Here is a 19,020-nt window from a genome sequence, read left to right as displayed (position 1 = left end):
AGGCGACCATGATGATCAGCGTGAATGTGAGACTCATGTCGGGAATTTAGGAGGTGGGGATCTAGCCCAGGCGTCCCCGCCCCATACGGAGGAGAGCTGACGCGATGGCGGGACCTTCTGTCCCCAATTCCTCCCGGAACTCGTTGATGATCGCGACTTCTCGCGTGTGTACGAGGCGAGTTCCGCCCGACCCCATTCGCGATTGCCCGATGAGATGTGAGATTTCCGTACGACGTTTGATAGCAGAAATAATCGTGTTATCCAGCTGATTTATTTCTTTTCTTAGTTCCTGGATACGTTCGTTCGATAACGGATCACTAGTTCCGCTAGTGACCTCGCTGGACGTAGACAGACAATCGCGAGGCTCAGTCATGGGTCTTATTGTGTCATACCCGGGTTGTAGGTTGGAGTGCGAGCGCATGAAACTGACTGTTCCGTACTTCACGGGATAACAACTCGCCCTGAGCTATACAGACTTTATTGAGGAAGAGATACGCACTATGAACGATAGCCTTTCCACTCGCTTGCCGGATGGTGGGCCTTTGACTCCACAGCAGCTATTGGAAGGACTTAACCCACAGCAGCGGCAGGCGGTTGAACATGAGGGCTCTCCATTGCTCGTCGTCGCGGGGGCCGGTTCGGGAAAGACGGCAGTTCTCACTCGCCGGATCGCTTACCTCATTGGTGTTCGTGGGGTAGCGCCGTGGAATATCGTCGCTATCACCTTTACTAATAAAGCAGCGACGGAAATGAAGGACCGCGTCGCCGATCTCATTGGGCCAATTGCTGAACGTATGTGGGTGTCTACCTTCCATTCCATGTGCGTCCGTATTCTTCGTGCGCAAGCCAACCTTATTCCCGGTTTAAATACCAACTTCACGATTTATGACAGTGATGATTCACGCCGTCTACTCACGATGATCGCCCGCGACATGAATCTAGACCTGAAGCGTTTTGCTGCGCGGACAGTAGCGTCGGCGATTTCGCATCTCAAGAATGAATTGCGTACTCCCGACGACGCACGTGCCGACGCCGAAGAGGATAAGAATCCTTTTAATGAGACAGTCGCGAAGATCTACGCCGAGTATCAGAAACGTCTGCGTGCATCAAATGCGGTTGATTTCGATGATTTAATCGGTGAAGTTGTTCGTATATTCCGTGAATACCCGGAAGTGGCACTTTATTACCGACGACGCTTTCGCCATGTACTGGTAGACGAGTACCAGGATACGAATCATGCTCAGTACGTATTGGTCTCTACGTTAGTGGGAAGCGAACACTCTGAGGGGAATGCTATTGGTCCGAGCGAGTTATGTGTCGTGGGTGATGCTGACCAGTCAATTTATGCTTTCCGTGGGGCTACGATTCGGAATATTGAAGAGTTCGAGCGCGATTATCCCCATGCAGAAACAATTTTGTTAGAGCAGAATTATCGTTCCACTCAAACGATTCTTTCAGCTGCTAACGCTGTGATTTCTCAAAACTCTGGGCGGCGGGAAAAAAATCTATGGACGGCGTTGGGGGAAGGAGAAAGAATTGTCGGATATGTGGCTGACAATGAGCACGATGAAGCTCGATTCGTGGCGCGTGAAATTGACCAGTTAGTCGACAACTCCACCATTAATTATGGTGATATCGCGGTTTTCTACCGCACCAATAACGCGTCGCGCGCACTGGAAGATATTTTTATTCGCAATGGTCTTCCCTACAAGGTAGTCGGTGGGACGCGATTTTATGAGCGCAAAGAAATTCGAGACATCATTGCTTATCTGAAAGTTCTTGATAACCCGGACGATTCTGTCAGTCTGCGGCGGATAATAAACACTCCGCGGCGAGGGATTGGAAACCGCGCTCTGTCTTTGCTCTCCCTTTACGCGGAAGATCATGGCGTCAGTATGGGTGCAGCATTACGCGCAGCTGCCGACGGAGACATTCCAGCGCTAGGCGCGCGCGGTAATAAAGCGGTGGGCCGTTTTGTCGAGATGATGGACGGATTGCGTGAAGATACTGCCGATAACCAGCTGGTATCCCATGACGGGGATAATTTGGGCATCCCCGATTTGGGCGCGATTGTTAATGACGTGATTGAGCGTAGTGGTTATCTGGAAAGCCTGGAGGGATCGAATGATCCACAGGACGGCGCCCGCCTGGATAACCTCCGTGAGCTTGTTTCTGTGGCACGCGAATTCGCCTCTGAAGCCGCACATCAGTTGGCTTATGAACGCATGCCCGACGCCACCGCACCGGAGAGTTTCGCAGGAGCGGACGCGGCGGAGGGTTCCAGCGTCGGTAGTGATGGCGTCGGCAATGACGGAGGGGTAGAAACTGTCGCAGGTGGCGTGGCTTTTCTCGAGGAGGGCGAACCTCAGCCGGGGAGTCTGCAGGCTTTCCTGGAGCGTGTTTCTCTAGTGTCGGATACGGATCAGATTCCCGATGAGGACAACGGCGTTATCACTCTCATGACCCTCCACACGGCGAAGGGACTAGAGTTCCCGGTGGTTTTCCTCACTGGTTGGGAGGACGGGCAGTTCCCGCACATGAGAGCCTTGGGTGATCCGTCAGAGCTATCGGAAGAACGACGATTGGCGTATGTGGGCATTACGCGTGCACAACGTCGTTTGTACATTTCCCGAGCCGTGACCAGGGGATCTTGGGGTCAACCAGTCAACAATCCGGCATCGAGGTTTATTGCGGAAATTCCCGACGACCTTATCCACTGGGAACGCGAGGAACCTCAGCAAAGCTGGGATAGTGGCGACTGGTCCTTGGGATGGCCAGACAAGTCGACTTCCGGGTATCGGCGGGGCAACTCTCGGTATCGTTCCTCGCACTATGGGGGCGCTGGGTCGTCAGCTCATGGTGCTGGTGGCCGACGAGGTGCTGGGCGTGGAGCGAACTCGCCCTCGGATCGTCGCTCGGGCACGCCTGCGTCGGCGCTTCACCTCGAGGCCGGCGACCAAGTTAATCACGACAAATACGGGTTGGGGACTGTGGAATCAGTCTCAGGCTTGGGGAAGCACACCAGTGTGGTGATCAACTTCGGGAAGGAAGGCACCGTCCGACTCATGTTGATCGGCAATGTTCCTATGGAGAAGCTATAAGAGCGGTTATTGGGTGCTCTTACGGGGAGGGGGATTGTGCGTTCTGGCCGGCCGGTGGGGTGCGGAATACCTCGGCCGGCCGGAGTACGCGAATACGTCGGCTCCGCGACGAAAAAATCGCTGATCCGCAGAGGGACCAGCGATGTAAGAAGAGAGTTAGCGTTAGCGCTGAATCGGGCCGAGGTTAATTCCGTGTGCGGCCAACCATGGTAGTGGATCGATAGCCTCGCCACCATTGGGATGGACCTCGAAGTGGCAGTGCGACCCGGTGGAGAATCCGCGCGAGCCCATCCCGGCGATAACGTCACCAGCTTTAACGCGCTGTCCGACGGTGACGTTGATTGTCTCCATGTGGCCGTACACGAACACAGTGCCGTCGTCGGCACGAAGACGAACCCACTGGCCAAAACCAGAAGCAGGGCCTGCGGAGATAACAGTGGAATCCATGACGGCGTACTCGGGGGTACCCAGGACGTTGGCGATGTCGATACCCTTGTGGAAAGCTCCCCACCGCATCTCGAAGCCGGTGGTCAGAATGCCCTGAGCGGGCTTAACAATCCCGAGAGCATTCATGATGGCGTTGCCAACCGGCCCCGCTGAAGCAGGCTGTGCAGCAGGCTCAGGTGTCCGTGCCGCAGCATCGGCAGCCAGGCGCTGCTTATTGAATTCAACGGTCTTTGCGATCTGGTCGTGCAGATTCGCGACCGGCTTAGCTTGAGGAAGTTGAAGAATCTGAGGCGAGGATTCCGAGGCAGTTGCCTCGGACGGTGCAGCGTCGGCATCTTTGGCGACCAGCCGGACGCTATCGCTATGGCCAATGGTGGCGGCTCCTGCGCCGACAGCTCCCGCGGTGCCCAACGCACCGGCTGCAACGGCGACCGAGGCTACCCGGCTGGCCTTAGGAGTTGTCTGGCGGCGATGCGTCCCGACATACTGGCTGCCTCGATTCGTCCGCACGTGTACACCTCTCAAGCAAAAATGGTGGCCAGCCGCACCACGCACACGGCTGGCTACTGTGTGTTTCACATCGACCGTACTGCTTAACTGTTTTAACAGGTAAGCGTAATCGTTTTGTAATCTCCGAACGAAATAGTAACGAACGGCTAGCGTCGCGGCAAGCTGTTTTTCATCTTTTTCTTCTTAAGGTGTGAGCGTGGGAACACGAATTCGTACTGCGGGTGGATTATGTGATGTGTCATAGATTTGGTAGGGGTGGGAACATTAATAACAGGCGACTACAGTTGTCTCAACTGGCCTGGACTTTCTGGGTTTGTAGCCTTGAAAGACGGAGTGCCTCATGTGCCCCACGCGCGGAAGGTGTCAGGATAGACAAGTGAGAAATACCACCCCATCGAATTCTCGACGTCCGGGGGATGGGCGGTCACGGAAGAACGGTCGCCGGTCCCGCGGCGCGGATGCGCAACGCTTGACGTGGGATTCCCCATCGTCGTCACGACAGCATCGCCCCGATCGCTCATCGCGTCAGCCGGAGACGGGTGCGGAGCGATCGTCACATCAATTAGGTCGCCCTTCGTTTGACGACGTTGCGCATCGTGATTCCTCCCGGCCGCGGTCAACCGCTGGCGATTCACGCGCAAACCAGGCGCCTCGCGCGTCCGAACAGTATGTTCGCGAGCAACGTCCACAAGCTCGTGCAGTGCGCGGTTCACGTCGAGCAGATGAGGACCGAGCATCGCGGGTGCGTGGCGTAGGGGACCTCGACGACGCAGCAGCTGGCGGTAAGAAAAATGCGGGTGCACGAGGCACTCGGGGTGCTAGGGCCACGAGTTCCGACCCGGGCGATCGCCGTCGGGGGTCTGGAAGCGACCGTGGCGTCGAGGGAGCATCTCCCCGCGGACGGCGATTCGGGCTCAACCGCTGGACTCAATGGTGGCAGAAGAGCGGCAGCGCTGCTCGCAGCTCCGCGGGAGGCTCTTTTACGACACGGTTGAGAAAATTCTTGCCGGGGATTGCCGCCACCCATGTCTCCGTGATCGGCGTCATCATCGCAGTCGCGCTCATTATTTTATTGGCGTTGGACCTTTCCTTCGTCGCAGCTCCGGCCACCATTGCATCTTTGTGGTTGACATTTAATCTTGCTCCGCTGTCGATGTCCGGCGCCGATCTTGGCCTTCTGCCGTTGCTTCCCGCACTGGGTTACGCATTGTGGATAGCGCTCCGAATCCGCTCGGTCGTCCGAGAGCGAATCAGTGTCAGCGATGTGCGCATGCTTGTCGGCTGTTCGCTGGCCGTTCCTATCTTGCTGTCGTTAACCGCGCTGGCGATGCTCTGGGACGCGCAGCCGGTCCTTCCGGTGAACGTGCCGTCGGTCTGGATGGCGGTCGTGTCGACCTTCGCTCTCAACGCGCTGGCAATCATTTTTGGCATGGGCAAGCGTTTGTGGCGAGCGCTGCTGCGCTTTTACGGTATGCCTCAGTGGCCTGTCGACGCGTTTCGCCTGGGTATGGTTTTTCTCGCCGCAATGGGTGGCATCGGCGCTTTCGTCGTGATTGTTAGCCTTATTGCCCACTGGTCGGCCTTTACGGACGCGTATTCCATCGCGTCGGGCGTCGGCGGCAAAATTGGGCTGACCCTGCTGTGGATCGCTTACTTCCCGAACATGGCTCTGGCGTCGGCGAGTGTTCTTGCGGGTGCCGAGGCTAATTTCGGTGCTGCGCAGGTCAGCTTGTTTACGGCGACGCGCGCGGAGCTGCCTCCGGTGCCGGTGCTTGCCGCGATGCCTGGCGATGTTTTCCCCGCCGCATGGCTTGGGCTTTTTATTCCTGCTGCGGTCGCCATTCTTGTTTATCGACGATTCCTCAGCCAGCGACGCGTTGTCGTTTCCCCGTATGGGACTGTTGGGGTGGCTGCCCTGTCGGCCGGGATTGTTGGAATGGTCGCCGCGTGGCTGAACAGCGGCGTGGTTGGTGCGTACGGATGGTCGGGGCCAAACCCCTGGCTGACCGGCGCGGTCGCTGCTGCCTGGATGTTTGCTGTGGGGGTGATCACGATGGCGGTGATCGGAATACGTCGGGGCAGAACTGCGTCCACACGTGAGGTGAACGCCTCGGATCGTGGTGGCTCGCGTGAAGCTGATGCCGCTAAGGGCGAAGATCGCGACGCCGAGCAGGACGAAGCCGCTGCTTCCCGTAACGACGACAAGTCCGCCGCGCAGCGCGTTGAATCCGCCGATGGTGACTCGGTTGATGACGAGTCGGACGCGGACGGTGATGACGACGGCAACACCGACGATTCCGACGGGGAAGATACCGCCGACAGAAAAGCGAATGGGGAGTCCAGCCACGATCATGCTCTTGGGTCAGAGCCAGATGAGGCTAAAGAGACTGAGCCGGTAGCTGACACAAGCGCGTTAGCCTCCGAAGCTGTACAAACCGAGGCGGATTCCACCGAAAACGAGCAAGCCGCCTCAGCTGACAACGACGACACGGAATCGAACAACGATTCAGAGTCGTCTGCCGGTAACACGTCCCACGGTGGAAAATCTGCAGGTGGCATGCCTCAAGGTGGTGCGTCCGATGATCCGCATTGATCCCGTTTTCCCTGGCCGGCCTCTTCGACTCGTCGTACTGGCTTCGGGGGAGGGAACGTTGTTTCAGGCCCTTCTTAACGCCCGCCGAGAAACGCCCTCGTTGAGCGTCCAGGCCTTGGTGACGGATAAACCTTGCCCAGCAATCGATCGCGCCCGTTATGAAGGTATCCCGGTTGCCACCATTGCACCCCCTCGCAAGAACGCCCCGGCAACACCTAAGACTCCGGGGGCGCGCACAGATAAACCTCATCACCCCTCAGATTCGCAGCCAGCACCCGAGAGCCACGCTGACTCCTCCCACCCTGACACCTACGCAGAACGTCGTCGGCAATGGAATAGCGAATTAGCACAGGCAGTCCAGCAATACGACCCCGATATTGTTGTCAGTGCGGGCTTCATGCGCATCGTCGGCGATGATTTTTTAACCAGGTTCGGGGGCCGCATGATTAACACCCATCCCGCACTTCTTCCCTCCTTCCCCGGGGCGCATGCTGTGGCCGACGCCGTCGCTTATGGGGCGAAAATTACCGGTAGCACTATTCACCTGGTCGATTCTGGTGTGGACACAGGGCCTATCCTGGATCAGGAGGCTGTTCCCATTCACGATGGTGACACGCCCGACATTGTCCACCGGCGCATCAAAACTGTTGAACGACGTTTGCTCGTCTCAACATTGGATGCGATCGCGCGGCGCGGTTACATTTCAGACGGACGAAAGGCATCTTTCCTTCCATGACCGACTCCCAATCCGCAACTCCTTCTCCCGCTCCAACCTCCACATCCGATTCCCAAATCCCCGTAAAACGCGCACTGATCAGCGTATATGACAAAACTGGGCTCACAGATTTGGCTAGCGCTCTCCACGCTGATGGCGTTGAAATCGTGTCGACGGGGTCCACCGCTGCTCATATCGCCGATGCGGGAATCCCCGTGACGCTCGTCGAAAAGCTCACCGGTTTCCCTGAGTGCCTCGACGGGCGAGTCAAAACTCTGCACCCCAAAGTTCACGCGGGGATCCTGGCTGACACGCGAAACCCGGACCACGTTAAGCAACTCGACGACATGGGGATCGAGGGTTTTCAGCTCGTTGTGGTGAATTTGTACCCCTTCTCTGAAACGGTCGCGTCGGGGGCGGATCGTGACGAATGTGTGGAAAAGATCGATATCGGCGGGCCGTCGATGGTTCGTGCTGCTGCGAAGAATCACCAGTCGGTCGCGGTTGTTGTGAATCCTGACGATTACGCAGCGGCTGCCAAGGCTGTGCACGGCGGTGGTTTTACTTTTGCGCAGCGTGTGGATTTCGCATCTCGCGCTTTCCAACACACTGCGGCCTATGACGTTGCCGTCGCGACGTGGATGTCGAAGCAATCTGCGTTGACCCAGGCGTCGGCGAACGATAATGCCGGTTCAGATAGCGGTAGTGGTAATGCTGACGGTTCGGGCACGACCACGTTCGGTGAGTTCGTGGGTAGCACCTACACGCTGTCGCACCCTCTTCGTTATGGCGAAAATCCGCATCAAGCTGCGGCATTGTATGTGGATCAGCATGGTCACCCGGGGTTGGCTCAAGCTGAACAGCTCCATGGCAAGGAGATGTCCTACAACAACTACACCGATGGCGACGCTGCCTGGCGTGCTGTGTGGGATCACCCGGACGAGATCTGCGTTGCCGTCATTAAGCATGCCAATCCGTGTGGTATCGCGATTTCACGCGAGTCGGTTGCCGACGCTCACCGCAAAGCCCACGCATGCGATTCCGTGTCTGCATACGGCGGAATTATCGCCTCGAATAAGCCGGTGACGTTAGAGATGGCCCAAACGGTGAAGAAGATCTTTACTGAGGCCATCATTGCACCATCATTCGACGAGGACGCCCTCGAACTTTTGAAGACGAAGAAGAATCTCCGCATCCTGGTCGCGCCGAAGCCGGAGCGTCAAGGATTGCAGCTCAAAGAAGTATCCGGTGGCGTGCTTGTTCAGGAACGGGATGTTCTGGATGCCCCCGGTGACGATCCGTCATCGTGGGAGCTTGTTGCCGGTGACCCAGCCGGTGACGAGACGCTTGACGACCTTGCCTTCGCGTGGCGCTCCGTGCGCGCTGTGAAGTCCAACGCCATTTTGCTGGCTAAAGATGGTGCGACAGTGGGCGTTGGCATGGGGCAGGTCAACCGTGTCGACTCTGCTCGGCTGTCGGTTCAGCGTGCCGGTGAAGACCGTGCTCGCGGTGCTGTTGCTGCATCGGATGCCTTCTTCCCGTTTGCCGACGGTTTCGAGGTGCTTGCCGACGCTGGTGTACGCGCGGTTGTTCAACCCGGTGGTTCCATCCGCGATGAGGAAGTTATTGAGGCTGCCCGCAAGGCGGGAGTCACCATGTACCTGACCAAGGAGCGCCACTTCTTCCACTAGTCGGTTGGTGTGGTTGGCCCTGGTCCACATCAACGAGGCGAGGGAAATCATGTTTTCTCGGTGTCTTTGCCCGCGCGGGTCTCTATTTATCGCTACTGTGAATGTGATCTGTATTGCATAGCCATCCTGGAGGAAAAATGTCTGATTCCCATGCCCCATGCCAACCTCGCCCAGACGATGTCGTCATTGTTGGGGCGAAGCGAACCCCGCAGGGGAAATTACTGGGTTCCTTAGCGTCGCAAACGTCAGTTGACCTCGGTGCTGCGGCGGTGTCATCGGCGCTGAAAGACTCCGGTGTTTCCAGCGGGGACGTGGATTATGTCGTCATGGGCCAAGTTCTCCTGGCAGGTGCAGGGCAGAATCCGGCCCGCCAGGTGGCTGTGAAGTCCGGTATCCCGCTGGACGTTCCGGCTGAGATCGTCAACAAGGTGTGCTTGTCCGGGCTGGACGCGATTATTCATGCAACTCGGATGATTCGCGTGGGGGACGCATCGATCGTCGTCGCCGGAGGTATGGAGTCCATGACGAACGCTCCGCATGTTGCTGCGGGCGTGCGTCAGGGGAAGACCTATGGTGATTTACGGCTTGTCGACGCGATCAACCGCGACGGCCTTCATGACGCCGTGAGCGGGAAGACGATGGGGGAGGAGACCGACCGGGGGAATCAGGATCGTGGGATTACACGCGAAGAGCAGGACCACATTGCGGCCCTGTCCCACCAGCGTGCAGAGAAAGCGCGAGACGAGGGCCTGTTTGATGATGAGATCGTTCCGATAGAAATCCCGCAGCGTAAGGGTGATCCCGTCGTGGTTCGGGCCGATGAGGGGATTAGGCCTGGTACGACGGAAGAGGGATTATCGCGGCTGCGTCCTGCTTTCCTGGAGGGCGGCACGATTACCGCGGCGAGTTCATCGCAAATTTCCGACGGTGCTGCAGCCGTCGTGCTCACCACCCGTGAGGAGGCTGAGAAGAGGGGTCTGCGGGTTCTGGCTGTTGTTGGGCAGTATGGCCAAACGGCGGGTCCGGATACGACGCAGTTGCATTCTCAGCCGTCGCGCGCGTTGAAAGCTGCGCTGGACCGGTCGGGATGGTCAATTGACGATCTCGACCTCATTGAGATCAATGAAGCGTTTGCTGCTGTTGTTGCCCAGTCCATTAAGGAACTTGGTGTGGACATGGACCGCGTTAATGTCAATGGTGGCGGTATCGCTTTGGGCCATCCGGTTGGCGCGTCGGGAGCGCGATTAGTTGTTCATATGGCCCATGAGTTAGAGCGACGAGGCGGCGGGCGCGCTGGTGTGAGCTTGTGCGGCGGCGGTGGTCAGGGTGATGCTTTGACGCTGTGGGCCTAAGCACTATGGGCGTAGGGCGCACGGGCATCTAAAGGCGCTTGTTCTGGTAAAAATAAGCGCCTGCCCAGCGATCAAGGAATGATCGGCCGTTTTTATCGCGGTAAATAGAAATCGCCAGTGCAGTAATCCATATCCATAGAAATGGTTCTAGCTCTACACTCCAGCTACCGATGTAGAGGTGGGGATAATCATTGGCTCCGACGAGAATCGGCCCGAATGCTAGCCAGTAGAAGTTTCGTTTTAATGCCCCGACGTAGCCGAGTTGGTCGCCCGCTTCGGTGGTGACTTTGATGCCGGCGACAGCCTTTCCGAAGGTTCCTTCGGCATGAGCGTCCATGAGGAATCTGTAGAGGAAGAACAGGATGCTCGCCGCTGATGCTCCTATCCAGAATTGAGCAGTGTTATTTGCCACTACGTGGTTGATTCCCCACTGCACAAGGATCATCGCGCCTGAAAAGAAGAATGCGTCGAAGAAGTAGCCAAGACCACGGTTAATTACACCTGCCAGGGCTGGACGGAGCCCAGCGGTCTCAGGTGGCTGGGAATCCGTCAACACGTCGGAATCTGTCGACTCGGGGGAAGGCATCGTCGTACTCATCTCGTCGTGTATGGCGATTCTGAATGTGGAATATGGGCAGTTCTGTCCGCGGAGAGGACTCTCAATCACAGGTGTGGGCTATAAATCTTGGCGATAAGTCTAGCTAAATAGTAGGTACGGGACCAGGGGTGTCACTAGCATATTGAGCTATGACGAAGACTAATCAGGGCGCTCCCGCAGCAGGAACCACCAGCGTAGGCCACCATTCACCCCATCGACGGTGGACACCTGCGGGGCCGGCCATTCTGTTCGCCCCCGCCGACCGTCCTGAGCGGTTCGTCAAAGCAGCGGCGCGCTCTGACGTCGTCATCCTCGACCTCGAGGATGGTGCCGGGCGTGATTCATTCGACGAAGCCCGCACCAACATCGTGAACAGTGATCTTGATCCAGCGACGACGATTGTCCGCGTCCACTCTGCCGATTCGGAACTTTTCGACGGTGACATCGACATGGTGGCGAAGACGCCGTACACCACCGTGATGGTTCCCAAGGTTGACCAGCCGTTGCCAGACACGTTGAAGAATTACGACGTGATCGCGATGCTGGAGTCCCCGTCGGGAATTATGAATGCACGCGACATTGCGCACCAGGAGTTCGTCGTCGGATTGCTGTGGGGGGCGGAGGATTTCACCGCGTCGCTCGGCGGTGTGTATAGCCGGCTGCAGCGGGACGAACGAGGGTGGGACTCTGACCGTGGTTCAGCCGAGGGCCCGTACCGAACGACGGTGAATTACCTGCGCACCCAGACGTTGTTGCACGCCGCGGAGGCGGGAATTGTTGCTCTTGATGCTGTGTTTGCCGACATTCACGACGCCGACGGGTTACGTGATGAAGCGCTCGACGCTGCTCGGATCGGGTTCGCCGCGACGGCGTGTATCCACCCGGCCCAGGTTCCCGTGATTCGTGACGCGTATCGGCCGAGCGACGAGCAGGTGAAAATGGCTCGACGGATTGTCCGCGAGTCTGCCGACCATCCGGGTGCATTAAACATCGACGGGAAAATGGTCGACGCTCCTCTGTTTCGGCAGGCAGAAGTGCTGGCGGCTCGGGCAGATGCCCTAGGTATGTGAGGTTTTGTTCCGCGCCGGGCTGTGAGTGACTAGTGGCCGGCCTGTTACGTAAACACCAGCGCGAGCAGCATAATCATGACGAAGGACGCTGCTGTGGTGATCACCCCTGCGTCCCGCGCCAGGATTAAACCTCGCCCATATCGGGTGGCGTAGGTGTACACATTTTGTGCCGTCGGCAGTGTTGCGACGACGCAGGCGGCGAAAAGGGCGTGCCCCGTCATCCCGAAAACAAAGTGCGCGATAAGGAAAGCCGCCAGCGGCTGGCCAATGATTTTTGTGGCCGACGCGACCCCCACCTCGAGTCGTGGGGACGTCGAGGGATCAAGTACTTTCTGCCCCGCGAGCGACATCCCGAACGCGATGAGCGCCACCGGGACCGCTGACTGCCCGATGAGATGAACCGGTTCGACAATGGGGTGGGGGACTGAGACCCTAGCATGGGCGTGAAGGATCGATATCACGAGCCCCGTTAGCGCTCCGAGTAGCATCGGATTCTTAAACGGGGTGATGAACAAACTCCGCGTGTTGACTCGCCCAGCTCGGCCATCCGCGTGTGCTTCCTTGGCGGTGACAACGTCGAGCATGGCGAGGACGATGGGCCCGTAGAACGCTATTTGGAACAGGAGCGTCGGTACGACCACTGTGCTATCGCCGACGACGTGGGCGGCGACGGGTATTCCCAAATTAGAGGCGTTGCAGTAGGAGCTGGCTAAGCCGCCGACTGCGGATTCGTGGATGGGGCGGTGTAAGGCGGTTCGTGCCCATATGAAGTAGATCAGCCCGATCGTTAGTGCGGAGCCGCTGGCGACCGCTAATTGCGGGCCGAGGACGTCGAGTGGGTCGGTGACGTAGAGCTTGTCCAGGAGGAGTGCCGGTGTCGCCAGGAAGTACACGTACATCTGGAGCGTGAATTGCGCGTGCTTGCCCAGGAGATTGGCTTTGCCAACGAAGAATCCTATTGCGATGACGATGGCGATGGTTGCGAAGCCGGATAGTACTTGGGGCACGTGCGGCGCCTCACTCCCTGGTGGATAAGCGAAAACCGCCCCTCGGAAGGTACCGGGAGTGGCGAATGTCGAAACCTGCTGTTATCGCTTCCAAATGTTCACGCCGTTGGCCTTCGACGGACCGCTGGGTCCATCGAAGCACCACTAGGTTCTTACCTGCAGCTCTGATCCCCGGAAATGTACCCAAGACCAGGTGCTCAGGGGCGACTTAGCGGCTGGTGAACGGGAGGAGAGCCATCTCACGTGCGTTCTTCACGGCAGTTGCCACCTGGCGCTGCTGCTGCGGAGTCAAGCCGGTAACGCGACGCGACCGGATCTTGCCACGTTCTGAGATGAACGTACGCAGGGTTTCGATGTCCTTGTAGTCGACGGCCTCGATGCCGCGAGCTTTCAAGGGGTTCTTCTTGGGACGGCGGGTTGGTTCAACCCGAACCTTTTTAGAGTTGTTGCGCTTCATACTGCTACTCCTCACCAGCTGGACTTGCGGACACCTGGGAGCTCACCGCGGTGTGCCATTTCACGAACGCGAACACGGGACAGGCCGAACTTGCGCAGGTAGCCACGGGGGCGACCATCAGCAGAGTCACGGTTTCGAACCCTCACCGGGGAAGCGTCGCGGGGCTGGCGGTTCAGCTCGTACTGAGCCTCCATGCGGTCTTCGTCAGGGGTGGCCGGGTTCTTGATAATGGCCTTGAGTTCCTGACGACGCTGAGCGTAGCGTGCAACGATTTCTTTGCGCTGCTCGTTCTTCGCAATCTTAGATTTCTTAGCCATTCTTAGCGCTCCTCGCGGAATTCAACATGCTTGCGCGCAATCGGATCGAACTTCTTCAAGGTGATGCGATCCGGGTTATTGCGCTTGTTCTTGCGGGTGACGTACGTGTAGCCGGTGCCCGCAGTGGACTTCAGCTTGATGATTGGGCGAATGTCATTTCGTGCCATTAAATCTTCTCCCCACGTGCGCGGAGCTTCGCCACGACGGATTCGATTCCGTAGCGGTCGATGGTTTTCAGGCCCTTGGTGGACACATTCAACGTGATCGTGCGTCCTTCAGAGGGCAAGTAGAACGAACGACGCTGGATATTCGGGTTCCAACGACGGTTCGTGCGGCGGTGCGAGTGCGAGACGGACTTACCGAAGCTCGGTTTCCGTCCCGTGACTTGGCAATATGCCGACATGGGCTTCTCCTTCCGCCCACCATGGGATCTGCAAAGCACCAACCGTTTTCCTTCGACGGGGGAAATACATTTTCTTCGACACTAAAAATGCAGGTTAAAGCGCTAAGATGCCTAGCTAGTGGGCGATGACGTTTGCTTTTCGACAACAGCGTCTTGACACCTTACCGTCCTCGGCAAGGATTCCCAAATCTTTGGGCCTTTACGCGCTGGTTAGCGCCAATTTCATAGTTAGGGCCTAAATCTGTATGATGGGCCGATGCATGTGCGCCGGAGGCGTGTCGCACTGTTACCCTCCTCCCCTTCACGGGTCGTTTATGCCTGTCAACGCTCGTCGTTGATGGCAGGACAGTCCCGTGGGCCGGCTGATATCCAGGCGCGGTTATCCATCATTTTTATGGTTAGGTACGAGGACTCAGTGCGCGACCGGTGCAAGGTGCTGAGCCAGCTTCATTCGCGACGCGTGTTGCGATAGGCCGCCGTTCCGCCGTCGAGGTGGTCGGACGATGCCGTTATGAAGCAAGTCAGCACAAGCAGCACGCCAGACTAGCATTGTCCATGTTCTGTTAAAGGATAACGATGAAGAAGAATATTCATCCGGATTACCACCCGGTTGTCTTCAAGGATGCCAGCACCGGCCACCAGTTCTTGACTCGGTCCACTGCGACGTCAGATCGGACTGTGGAATGGGAAGATGGCAACGAATACCCGCTGATCGTCGTTGACGTCACCAGCGAGTCTCACCCCTTCTGGACGGGTGCACAGCGTGTGATGGACACCGCTGGTCGTGTCGAAAAGTTCCAGCGTCGTTACGGCAACCGCCTGCGTCGCGCGAAGAAGTAAGACGTCAATCCGTCACCATTCATTTTCACTATTCTCACAGTGATCATGCCTAGCTCGCGATGTGTGTGAGCAAGGCTTAGGAGGAAACCATGGCAGTACCGAAGCGACGTATGTCTCGCGCCAACACTCACACCCGTCGGTCCCAGTGGAAGGCCAACAATGCGCCTCTCCAGGAGGTCCGTGTTAACGGCAACACCACGCGGTTGCCACGCCGGTTGGTCAAGGCCGCTCAGCTCGGCCTGGTTGAGACTGACTAGTAGTAACAACCTCATGTCCCGTGATTGGAGCCCCGGTTCCATCACGGGATTTTTATTAGGGCCGCTGAGGGTTCACAGCCAAATTTCAGGTGACTCAAAGCGCGCGACGTGCATAATGAGCAAGAGTGATAAACCATGAGCGACGAAAACCAGCGATCGGCATGGGAGATCGATCCATCCTCCGACGATTCAACTAGCAACAACTCCGTTCATCATAATCGTGAACACGAGGTTCACGCTCCACGAAGCGATCGAGAATCTTCTGTCGAAAGCACCCCGACAGGGTTCTCCTCAACCCCCTCAGCTCATGACACAGGCTCTGACCAGTTTGGGACGCCGGGTCAGGCTTCGGGTTCGAATCAATTTGTAGATCCCAATCAGTCTGCAGGTTTTGAGCAGCCCTCCGGAGTGGTGCAAGCTCCTCGTCAGTCCCCGCAAAGAACCAAGCGCTTTAGTACGCCGGCGGTGGCTGCCCTCATTCTCGCTGCTGCGGTCGCGTCGGGAGCTGTGACCGGTGCGGTGGTGAGCAATCGGGACTCGGATTCGGCGTCTGACAATTCTTCAGCGGTATCGGCGTTAAAAGCGTCGCCGGCTAAGACGAAGAACGTCGACACGAATGGTTCTGTGCAATCTGTTGCTCAGAAAGTCTTACCTTCGGTGGTTTCGATTACTGTCGAAGCAGGTAATTCGGGGGATACTGGTTCGGGTTCAATCATTAGCGAAGATGGAACGATCATAACGAATAACCACGTTATTGCTGGTGCAGCTAATGGTGGAAAGATTTCCGTGACTCTAAATGACGGAACAACCTACTCCGCGGACATTGTTGCGCGCGACCCCGAAACTGATATTGCGGTCATTAAAGCACAAGGGGCGTCGGGTTTGACTCCGATTTCCTTGGGGGATTCGTCCAAACTTGAAGTCGGGCAAGAAGTTGTTGCTGTTGGTTCTCCCTTGGGCTTGGATGCCACGGTGACCAGTGGCATTATTTCCGCTCAAAATCGCCCTGTGCAGGCGTCCTCAGAGTCATCTGACCAGTCCACCCTTATCGACGCCATTCAGACCGATGCGGCTATTAACCCCGGTAACTCCGGCGGTGCCCTGGTCGACATGGATGGAAATCTTATCGGCATCCCATCGGTGATCGCGTCGCTCGGTTCGAGTGCTATGTCCCAGGGGTCCGGTTCAATTGGTTTAGGCTTCGCTATTCCCATTAGCCAGGCACGTGACATTGCTGAGCAACTTATTAAGAATGGCAAAGTTCAGCACCCCGTTATTGGCGTTCAAGTTGCTAAGGAATCCACAGCGCATGGAGCTGCCATCGTGGATGTTCCGAGCGATAGCGACGCCGCTAAAGCAGGTCTGAAACGGGGTGACGTCGTTACCAAAGTTGACGGACGAACCATTGATTCAGGGTTATCTCTGATCGCAGCGATTCGTTCGCATAAAGTGGGCGATACAGTCAAAATGGAAGTGACTAATCAGGACGGAAAAGACGCCCGAGAAATCACCATGACGCTCAGTTCACAAGAGACATCAGGAGAATAAACGCACTGCTCAGCCACCATCGCTTCGGGTTGGGATGATGGCTGGGCACTCCCTATATGGGGATACTATTGACTATGTGTCGGGTAGCTGGTGGAGTGTAAGGAAAATAGTTTTATTGCCTCGTACTTCTCAGTCGGAACTTAAAGTTAATAGCAGGGTGGTCAGTTCTGCTTTGTACTGAGGACGTGTGACATGAAAATTCTATAGTCCGGTCGTCGACGACATCTTTACCCATAAAAGTCTTTATCCTGTAGAAAAGGAGATAATCCAATGAGTGACAATGAGCCCTTTGATTCCATCGACCCAGCGGAGTTGGCTCGGAGCTCATCGGATGCCCGGGAAATGCCAGAATCACTACGCGGCATTGACCACGCGAAAGTTGACCGCCTCGGCGAGGTCATTGTTGAACCCGATGACGCAATGCTGATGGACCTTGAGCGGGCCGAGGAAGCAGCCCATGCTTTACGTGCAGAAAGCGCTCATGAACAGGGTGAACAAGTTCCTCGAGCCTTAGTCATTATTGTCGACGATAATGCGGGGGAGAAGTCCGATCGTATTGGCTCCTTGGTTGCCGAGTTGCTAGCGGAAGATCACTTTGGTGTCGACGCGGTAGTGCGTGTTGCTAGCCGGAAGTCGAAGGTTCGTGGTGCGCTGGAAACTGCCGTAGTCGGCGGCGTTGATCTCGCCGTAACTATCGGTGGCGTGGGCGTTGGGCCGAGGGATAAAACCCCGGAGGCCACCAAGGCGGTGTTGGACCGGCGCATTCCAGGTATTGCCCAGGCTTTACGGTCATCGGGGTTGGCCTGTGGGGCCACCGATGCTGGCTTGTCTCGGGGGATTGCCGGCATTTCGGGGTCGACCGTTGTGGTGAATTTAGCCTCGTCACGGGCTGCGATCCGGGATGGTATGGCAACGCTGACACCCCTTGTACGATACGTCATTAACGATATGGACCGCTGGAATCAGTAGAGGCTTCCCATGAATCAATCTCGACGTCATCGTCGGCATTCGCGACGTGTGTCGGACACTGATTATGATCGCTCGGGTGAATCCGCATTGGCGAACGTTGTCGACGCCGTTCGCGCGATGGAGGACCAGCCGCGCCGTGGTCTTAACGATGATCGTCTGGCTGACCTGACGCCGGACGATGAGGATAATGGTGCCGCCCCCGGTGATGGGGGCGTTGGTGCTAATGAGCGGCTATCGGGACGTGATGATGAGTTCGATGGGGACTCGGATACGGCTTATGTATCGGAGGGCCGTGATGTGGGAGCAATGTCACGCCGCGAATGGCAAGAAAATAGGCCACCGCATTGGGGGTGAGCGCCACCCCGAGTAGAAGTTACTCTTTGGCGTGTTTCCCGGATGTGGTCGAGTTTATGGTCGACGATGTGGCAACGTGGGGAGAGTTTGTTTGAGTTCCTTGTAAGGATGATTGGCTGTGTGCCGAATCGGTGGTTCTCTCCGCAAGTTCGGTGCTGGCGAGCGTCTGGCTAGGGGTACTTACTTGGTTCTGCGCTGCGAGAAGGTCGCGGATTTCCAGGAGAAGATCTTTCTCAGTAACAGGTACCTCTTCCTCTTTGACACCCATATGCTTTTTCCTGAGTTCTTCGAGCTTATTCATGGGTGCTACGAGAATGAAGTACACGACTGCCGCAATAATGAGAAAGTTAATGACGGCTGTGAGTACTGACCCAAAATCGAGAAAGGTTTTTTCATTCCCACGTATGAGGCGGAATCCCCAGCCATCTGTGTTTGCCCCGCCAAAGCACGCGATGAGCGGGTTAATGATGTATTTGGTAAAAGCCGTCACAATTGCGGTGAAGGCAGATCCAATGACAACCGCGATGGCAAGCTCAATAACGTTGCCCCGCATAATAAAGTCGCGAAAACCTTTAAGCATTATTCCTCCTCATAAATGTTTTACTCATGTGGTAAAGGGTCATATTATTACCTTAATAATTATGGCTGCTGTGAGAATAAAAAATAGCGTTCTACATATTTGATGTAAGCGTCGTGTGCGGCGCCAATTAGGACGAGAGATATCAGCGATGAAGTACACCAACCGTAGCCGAATACCCTTTAATGGTCGCGGGTGGGGCTCGGGGCGACGG

General features: G+C 56.8%; 21 protein-coding genes. 11 read left to right on the top strand and 10 right to left on the bottom strand.

Annotated features, from left to right (window positions below; genetic code table 11):
- Nucleotides 1–61 precede the first annotated feature (61 nt).
- Nucleotides 62–373: a chorismate mutase gene (locus I6J23_RS00910; protein WP_204582183.1), complete on the bottom strand. Its 312-nt coding sequence runs from the start codon at nt 371–373 to the stop codon at nt 62–64.
- Between the two features lie 127 nt (nt 374–500).
- Between I6J23_RS00910 and I6J23_RS00905 the strand changes: the two genes are divergently transcribed.
- Nucleotides 501–3,101, top strand: coding sequence for a UvrD-helicase domain-containing protein (locus I6J23_RS00905; RefSeq protein ID WP_204582181.1), 2,601 nt, complete (start codon nt 501–503; stop codon nt 3,099–3,101).
- Nucleotides 3,102–3,263: 162 nt separating this feature from the next.
- Here I6J23_RS00905 and I6J23_RS00900 read toward each other — a convergent pair whose 3' ends face one another.
- Both I6J23_RS00900 and I6J23_RS00895 read right to left on the bottom strand, forming a co-directional pair.
- Complete coding sequence (locus I6J23_RS00900) at nt 3,264–4,058, bottom strand: M23 family metallopeptidase (protein WP_204582179.1); 795 nt, start codon at nt 4,056–4,058, stop codon at nt 3,264–3,266.
- A gap of 338 nt (nt 4,059–4,396) precedes the next feature.
- Complete coding sequence (locus tag I6J23_RS00895) at nt 4,397–4,771, bottom strand: hypothetical protein (RefSeq protein ID WP_204582178.1); 375 nt, start codon at nt 4,769–4,771, stop codon at nt 4,397–4,399.
- Between I6J23_RS00895 and I6J23_RS00890 the strand changes: the two genes are divergently transcribed.
- The 4 genes from I6J23_RS00890 (at nt 4,759) to I6J23_RS00875 (ending at nt 10,409) form a co-directional block, all read left to right on the top strand.
- Nucleotides 4,759–6,651 carry a cell division protein PerM gene (locus I6J23_RS00890; protein ID WP_204582177.1) on the top strand — a complete coding sequence of 631 codons (1,893 nt, stop codon included), beginning with the start codon at nt 4,759–4,761 and terminating at the stop codon, nt 6,649–6,651. The genes I6J23_RS00895 and I6J23_RS00890 overlap by 13 nt on opposite strands.
- Nucleotides 6,638–7,387, top strand: coding sequence for a phosphoribosylglycinamide formyltransferase (gene purN / locus I6J23_RS00885; protein ID WP_204582176.1), 750 nt, complete (start codon nt 6,638–6,640; stop codon nt 7,385–7,387). The genes I6J23_RS00890 and purN overlap by 14 nt, the downstream gene beginning before the upstream one ends.
- The gene (gene purH / locus I6J23_RS00880; protein ID WP_204582174.1) at nt 7,384–9,057 is read left to right on the top strand and encodes a bifunctional phosphoribosylaminoimidazolecarboxamide formyltransferase/IMP cyclohydrolase; all 1,674 of its coding nucleotides are present in this window, start codon (nt 7,384–7,386) and stop codon (nt 9,055–9,057) included. The genes purN and purH overlap by 4 nt, the downstream gene beginning before the upstream one ends.
- A gap of 137 nt (nt 9,058–9,194) precedes the next feature.
- Nucleotides 9,195–10,409, top strand: a complete 1,215-nt coding sequence (locus I6J23_RS00875; protein WP_204582172.1) for an acetyl-CoA C-acetyltransferase — start codon at nt 9,195–9,197, stop codon at nt 10,407–10,409.
- A 28-nt stretch (nt 10,410–10,437) separates the two neighbouring features.
- Here I6J23_RS00875 and I6J23_RS00870 read toward each other — a convergent pair whose 3' ends face one another.
- Nucleotides 10,438–11,007 carry an RDD family protein gene (locus tag I6J23_RS00870; RefSeq protein WP_204582170.1) on the bottom strand — a complete coding sequence of 190 codons (570 nt, stop codon included), beginning with the start codon at nt 11,005–11,007 and terminating at the stop codon, nt 10,438–10,440.
- 149 nt (nt 11,008–11,156) lie between these two features.
- Here I6J23_RS00870 and I6J23_RS00865 point away from each other — a divergent pair, with 149 nt between their 5' ends.
- Entirely contained in the window at nt 11,157–12,077 is a 921-nt protein-coding gene (locus I6J23_RS00865) for an HpcH/HpaI aldolase/citrate lyase family protein (RefSeq protein WP_239454929.1), read from the top strand.
- A gap of 44 nt (nt 12,078–12,121) precedes the next feature.
- On the opposite strand, the gene I6J23_RS00860 is transcribed toward I6J23_RS00865, so the two are convergent.
- The 5 genes from I6J23_RS00860 to rpmB form a co-directional block, all read right to left on the bottom strand.
- Complete coding sequence (locus tag I6J23_RS00860) at nt 12,122–13,084, bottom strand: AEC family transporter (RefSeq protein WP_204582169.1); 963 nt, start codon at nt 13,082–13,084, stop codon at nt 12,122–12,124.
- 208 nt (nt 13,085–13,292) lie between these two features.
- On the bottom strand, nt 13,293–13,541 hold the full coding sequence (gene rpsR, locus I6J23_RS00855) for a 30S ribosomal protein S18 (protein WP_012731143.1): 249 nt from the start codon (nt 13,539–13,541) through the stop codon (nt 13,293–13,295).
- 11 nt (nt 13,542–13,552) lie between these two features.
- The gene (rpsN, locus tag I6J23_RS00850) at nt 13,553–13,858 is read right to left on the bottom strand and encodes a 30S ribosomal protein S14 (protein WP_012731144.1); all 306 of its coding nucleotides are present in this window, start codon (nt 13,856–13,858) and stop codon (nt 13,553–13,555) included.
- A gap of 2 nt (nt 13,859–13,860) precedes the next feature.
- Nucleotides 13,861–14,025 carry a 50S ribosomal protein L33 gene (rpmG, locus tag I6J23_RS00845; RefSeq protein ID WP_005279910.1) on the bottom strand — a complete coding sequence of 55 codons (165 nt, stop codon included), beginning with the start codon at nt 14,023–14,025 and terminating at the stop codon, nt 13,861–13,863.
- A complete protein-coding gene (rpmB, locus tag I6J23_RS00840) occupies nt 14,025–14,261 on the bottom strand; it encodes a 50S ribosomal protein L28 (protein ID WP_012731145.1) in 237 nt (78 codons plus the stop codon). The genes rpmG and rpmB overlap by 1 nt, the downstream gene beginning before the upstream one ends.
- A 576-nt stretch (nt 14,262–14,837) precedes the next feature.
- Between rpmB and I6J23_RS00835 the strand changes: the two genes are divergently transcribed.
- The 5 genes from I6J23_RS00835 to I6J23_RS00815 all read left to right on the top strand — a co-directional run bounded on the left by I6J23_RS00835 (nt 14,838) and on the right by I6J23_RS00815 (nt 18,229).
- A complete protein-coding gene (locus I6J23_RS00835; RefSeq protein WP_012731146.1) occupies nt 14,838–15,101 on the top strand; it encodes a type B 50S ribosomal protein L31 in 264 nt (87 codons plus the stop codon).
- Between the two features lie 89 nt (nt 15,102–15,190).
- Complete coding sequence (rpmF, locus tag I6J23_RS00830; protein ID WP_012731147.1) at nt 15,191–15,358, top strand: 50S ribosomal protein L32; 168 nt, start codon at nt 15,191–15,193, stop codon at nt 15,356–15,358.
- A gap of 135 nt (nt 15,359–15,493) precedes the next feature.
- On the top strand, nt 15,494–16,906 hold the full coding sequence (locus tag I6J23_RS00825) for a S1C family serine protease (protein ID WP_204582168.1): 1,413 nt from the start codon (nt 15,494–15,496) through the stop codon (nt 16,904–16,906).
- Nucleotides 16,907–17,248: 342 nt separating this feature from the next.
- The gene (locus I6J23_RS00820) at nt 17,249–17,875 is read left to right on the top strand and encodes a MogA/MoaB family molybdenum cofactor biosynthesis protein (protein ID WP_430516399.1); all 627 of its coding nucleotides are present in this window, start codon (nt 17,249–17,251) and stop codon (nt 17,873–17,875) included.
- A gap of 9 nt (nt 17,876–17,884) precedes the next feature.
- Nucleotides 17,885–18,229 carry a hypothetical protein gene (locus tag I6J23_RS00815; protein WP_204582165.1) on the top strand — a complete coding sequence of 115 codons (345 nt, stop codon included), beginning with the start codon at nt 17,885–17,887 and terminating at the stop codon, nt 18,227–18,229.
- 19 nt (nt 18,230–18,248) lie between these two features.
- On the opposite strand, the gene mscL is transcribed toward I6J23_RS00815, so the two are convergent.
- Nucleotides 18,249–18,809, bottom strand: coding sequence for a large conductance mechanosensitive channel protein MscL (gene mscL, locus I6J23_RS00810; protein WP_204582164.1), 561 nt, complete (start codon nt 18,807–18,809; stop codon nt 18,249–18,251).
- Between the last annotated feature and the right edge of the window lie 211 nt (nt 18,810–19,020).

Source organism: Corynebacterium kroppenstedtii (genome assembly GCF_016894245.1).
Lineage (GTDB): Bacteria > Actinomycetota > Actinomycetes > Mycobacteriales > Mycobacteriaceae > Corynebacterium.
Note: the sequence above shows the minus strand (reverse complement) of the source record. Positions and strands in the feature narration are given on the sequence as shown.

Excerpts from the sequence above, each read along its gene's own strand:
- I6J23_RS00910 (WP_204582183.1), bottom strand. The coding sequence starts at position 373 with ATGACTGAGCCTCGCGATTGTCTGTCTACGTCCAGCGAGGTCACTAGC.
- I6J23_RS00905 (WP_204582181.1), top strand. The coding sequence starts at position 501 with ATGAACGATAGCCTTTCCACTCGCTTGCCGGATGGTGGGCCTTTGACT.
- purN (WP_204582176.1), top strand. The coding sequence starts at position 6,638 with ATGATCCGCATTGATCCCGTTTTCCCTGGCCGGCCTCTTCGACTCGTC.
- purH (WP_204582174.1), top strand. The coding sequence starts at position 7,384 with ATGACCGACTCCCAATCCGCAACTCCTTCTCCCGCTCCAACCTCCACA.
- I6J23_RS00875 (WP_204582172.1), top strand. The coding sequence starts at position 9,195 with ATGTCTGATTCCCATGCCCCATGCCAACCTCGCCCAGACGATGTCGTC.
- I6J23_RS00870 (WP_204582170.1), bottom strand. The coding sequence starts at position 11,007 with ATGAGTACGACGATGCCTTCCCCCGAGTCGACAGATTCCGACGTGTTG.
- I6J23_RS00865 (WP_239454929.1), top strand. The coding sequence starts at position 11,157 with ATGACGAAGACTAATCAGGGCGCTCCCGCAGCAGGAACCACCAGCGTA.
- rpsR (WP_012731143.1), bottom strand. The coding sequence starts at position 13,541 with ATGAAGCGCAACAACTCTAAAAAGGTTCGGGTTGAACCAACCCGCCGT.
- rpsN (WP_012731144.1), bottom strand. The coding sequence starts at position 13,858 with ATGGCTAAGAAATCTAAGATTGCGAAGAACGAGCAGCGCAAAGAAATC.
- rpmG (WP_005279910.1), bottom strand. The coding sequence starts at position 14,025 with ATGGCACGAAATGACATTCGCCCAATCATCAAGCTGAAGTCCACTGCG.
- rpmB (WP_012731145.1), bottom strand. The coding sequence starts at position 14,261 with ATGTCGGCATATTGCCAAGTCACGGGACGGAAACCGAGCTTCGGTAAG.
- I6J23_RS00835 (WP_012731146.1), top strand. The coding sequence starts at position 14,838 with ATGAAGAAGAATATTCATCCGGATTACCACCCGGTTGTCTTCAAGGAT.
- rpmF (WP_012731147.1), top strand. The coding sequence starts at position 15,191 with ATGGCAGTACCGAAGCGACGTATGTCTCGCGCCAACACTCACACCCGT.
- I6J23_RS00825 (WP_204582168.1), top strand. The coding sequence starts at position 15,494 with ATGAGCGACGAAAACCAGCGATCGGCATGGGAGATCGATCCATCCTCC.
- I6J23_RS00820 (WP_430516399.1), top strand. The coding sequence starts at position 17,249 with ATGCCAGAATCACTACGCGGCATTGACCACGCGAAAGTTGACCGCCTC.
- I6J23_RS00815 (WP_204582165.1), top strand. The coding sequence starts at position 17,885 with ATGAATCAATCTCGACGTCATCGTCGGCATTCGCGACGTGTGTCGGAC.
- mscL (WP_204582164.1), bottom strand. The coding sequence starts at position 18,809 with ATGCTTAAAGGTTTTCGCGACTTTATTATGCGGGGCAACGTTATTGAG.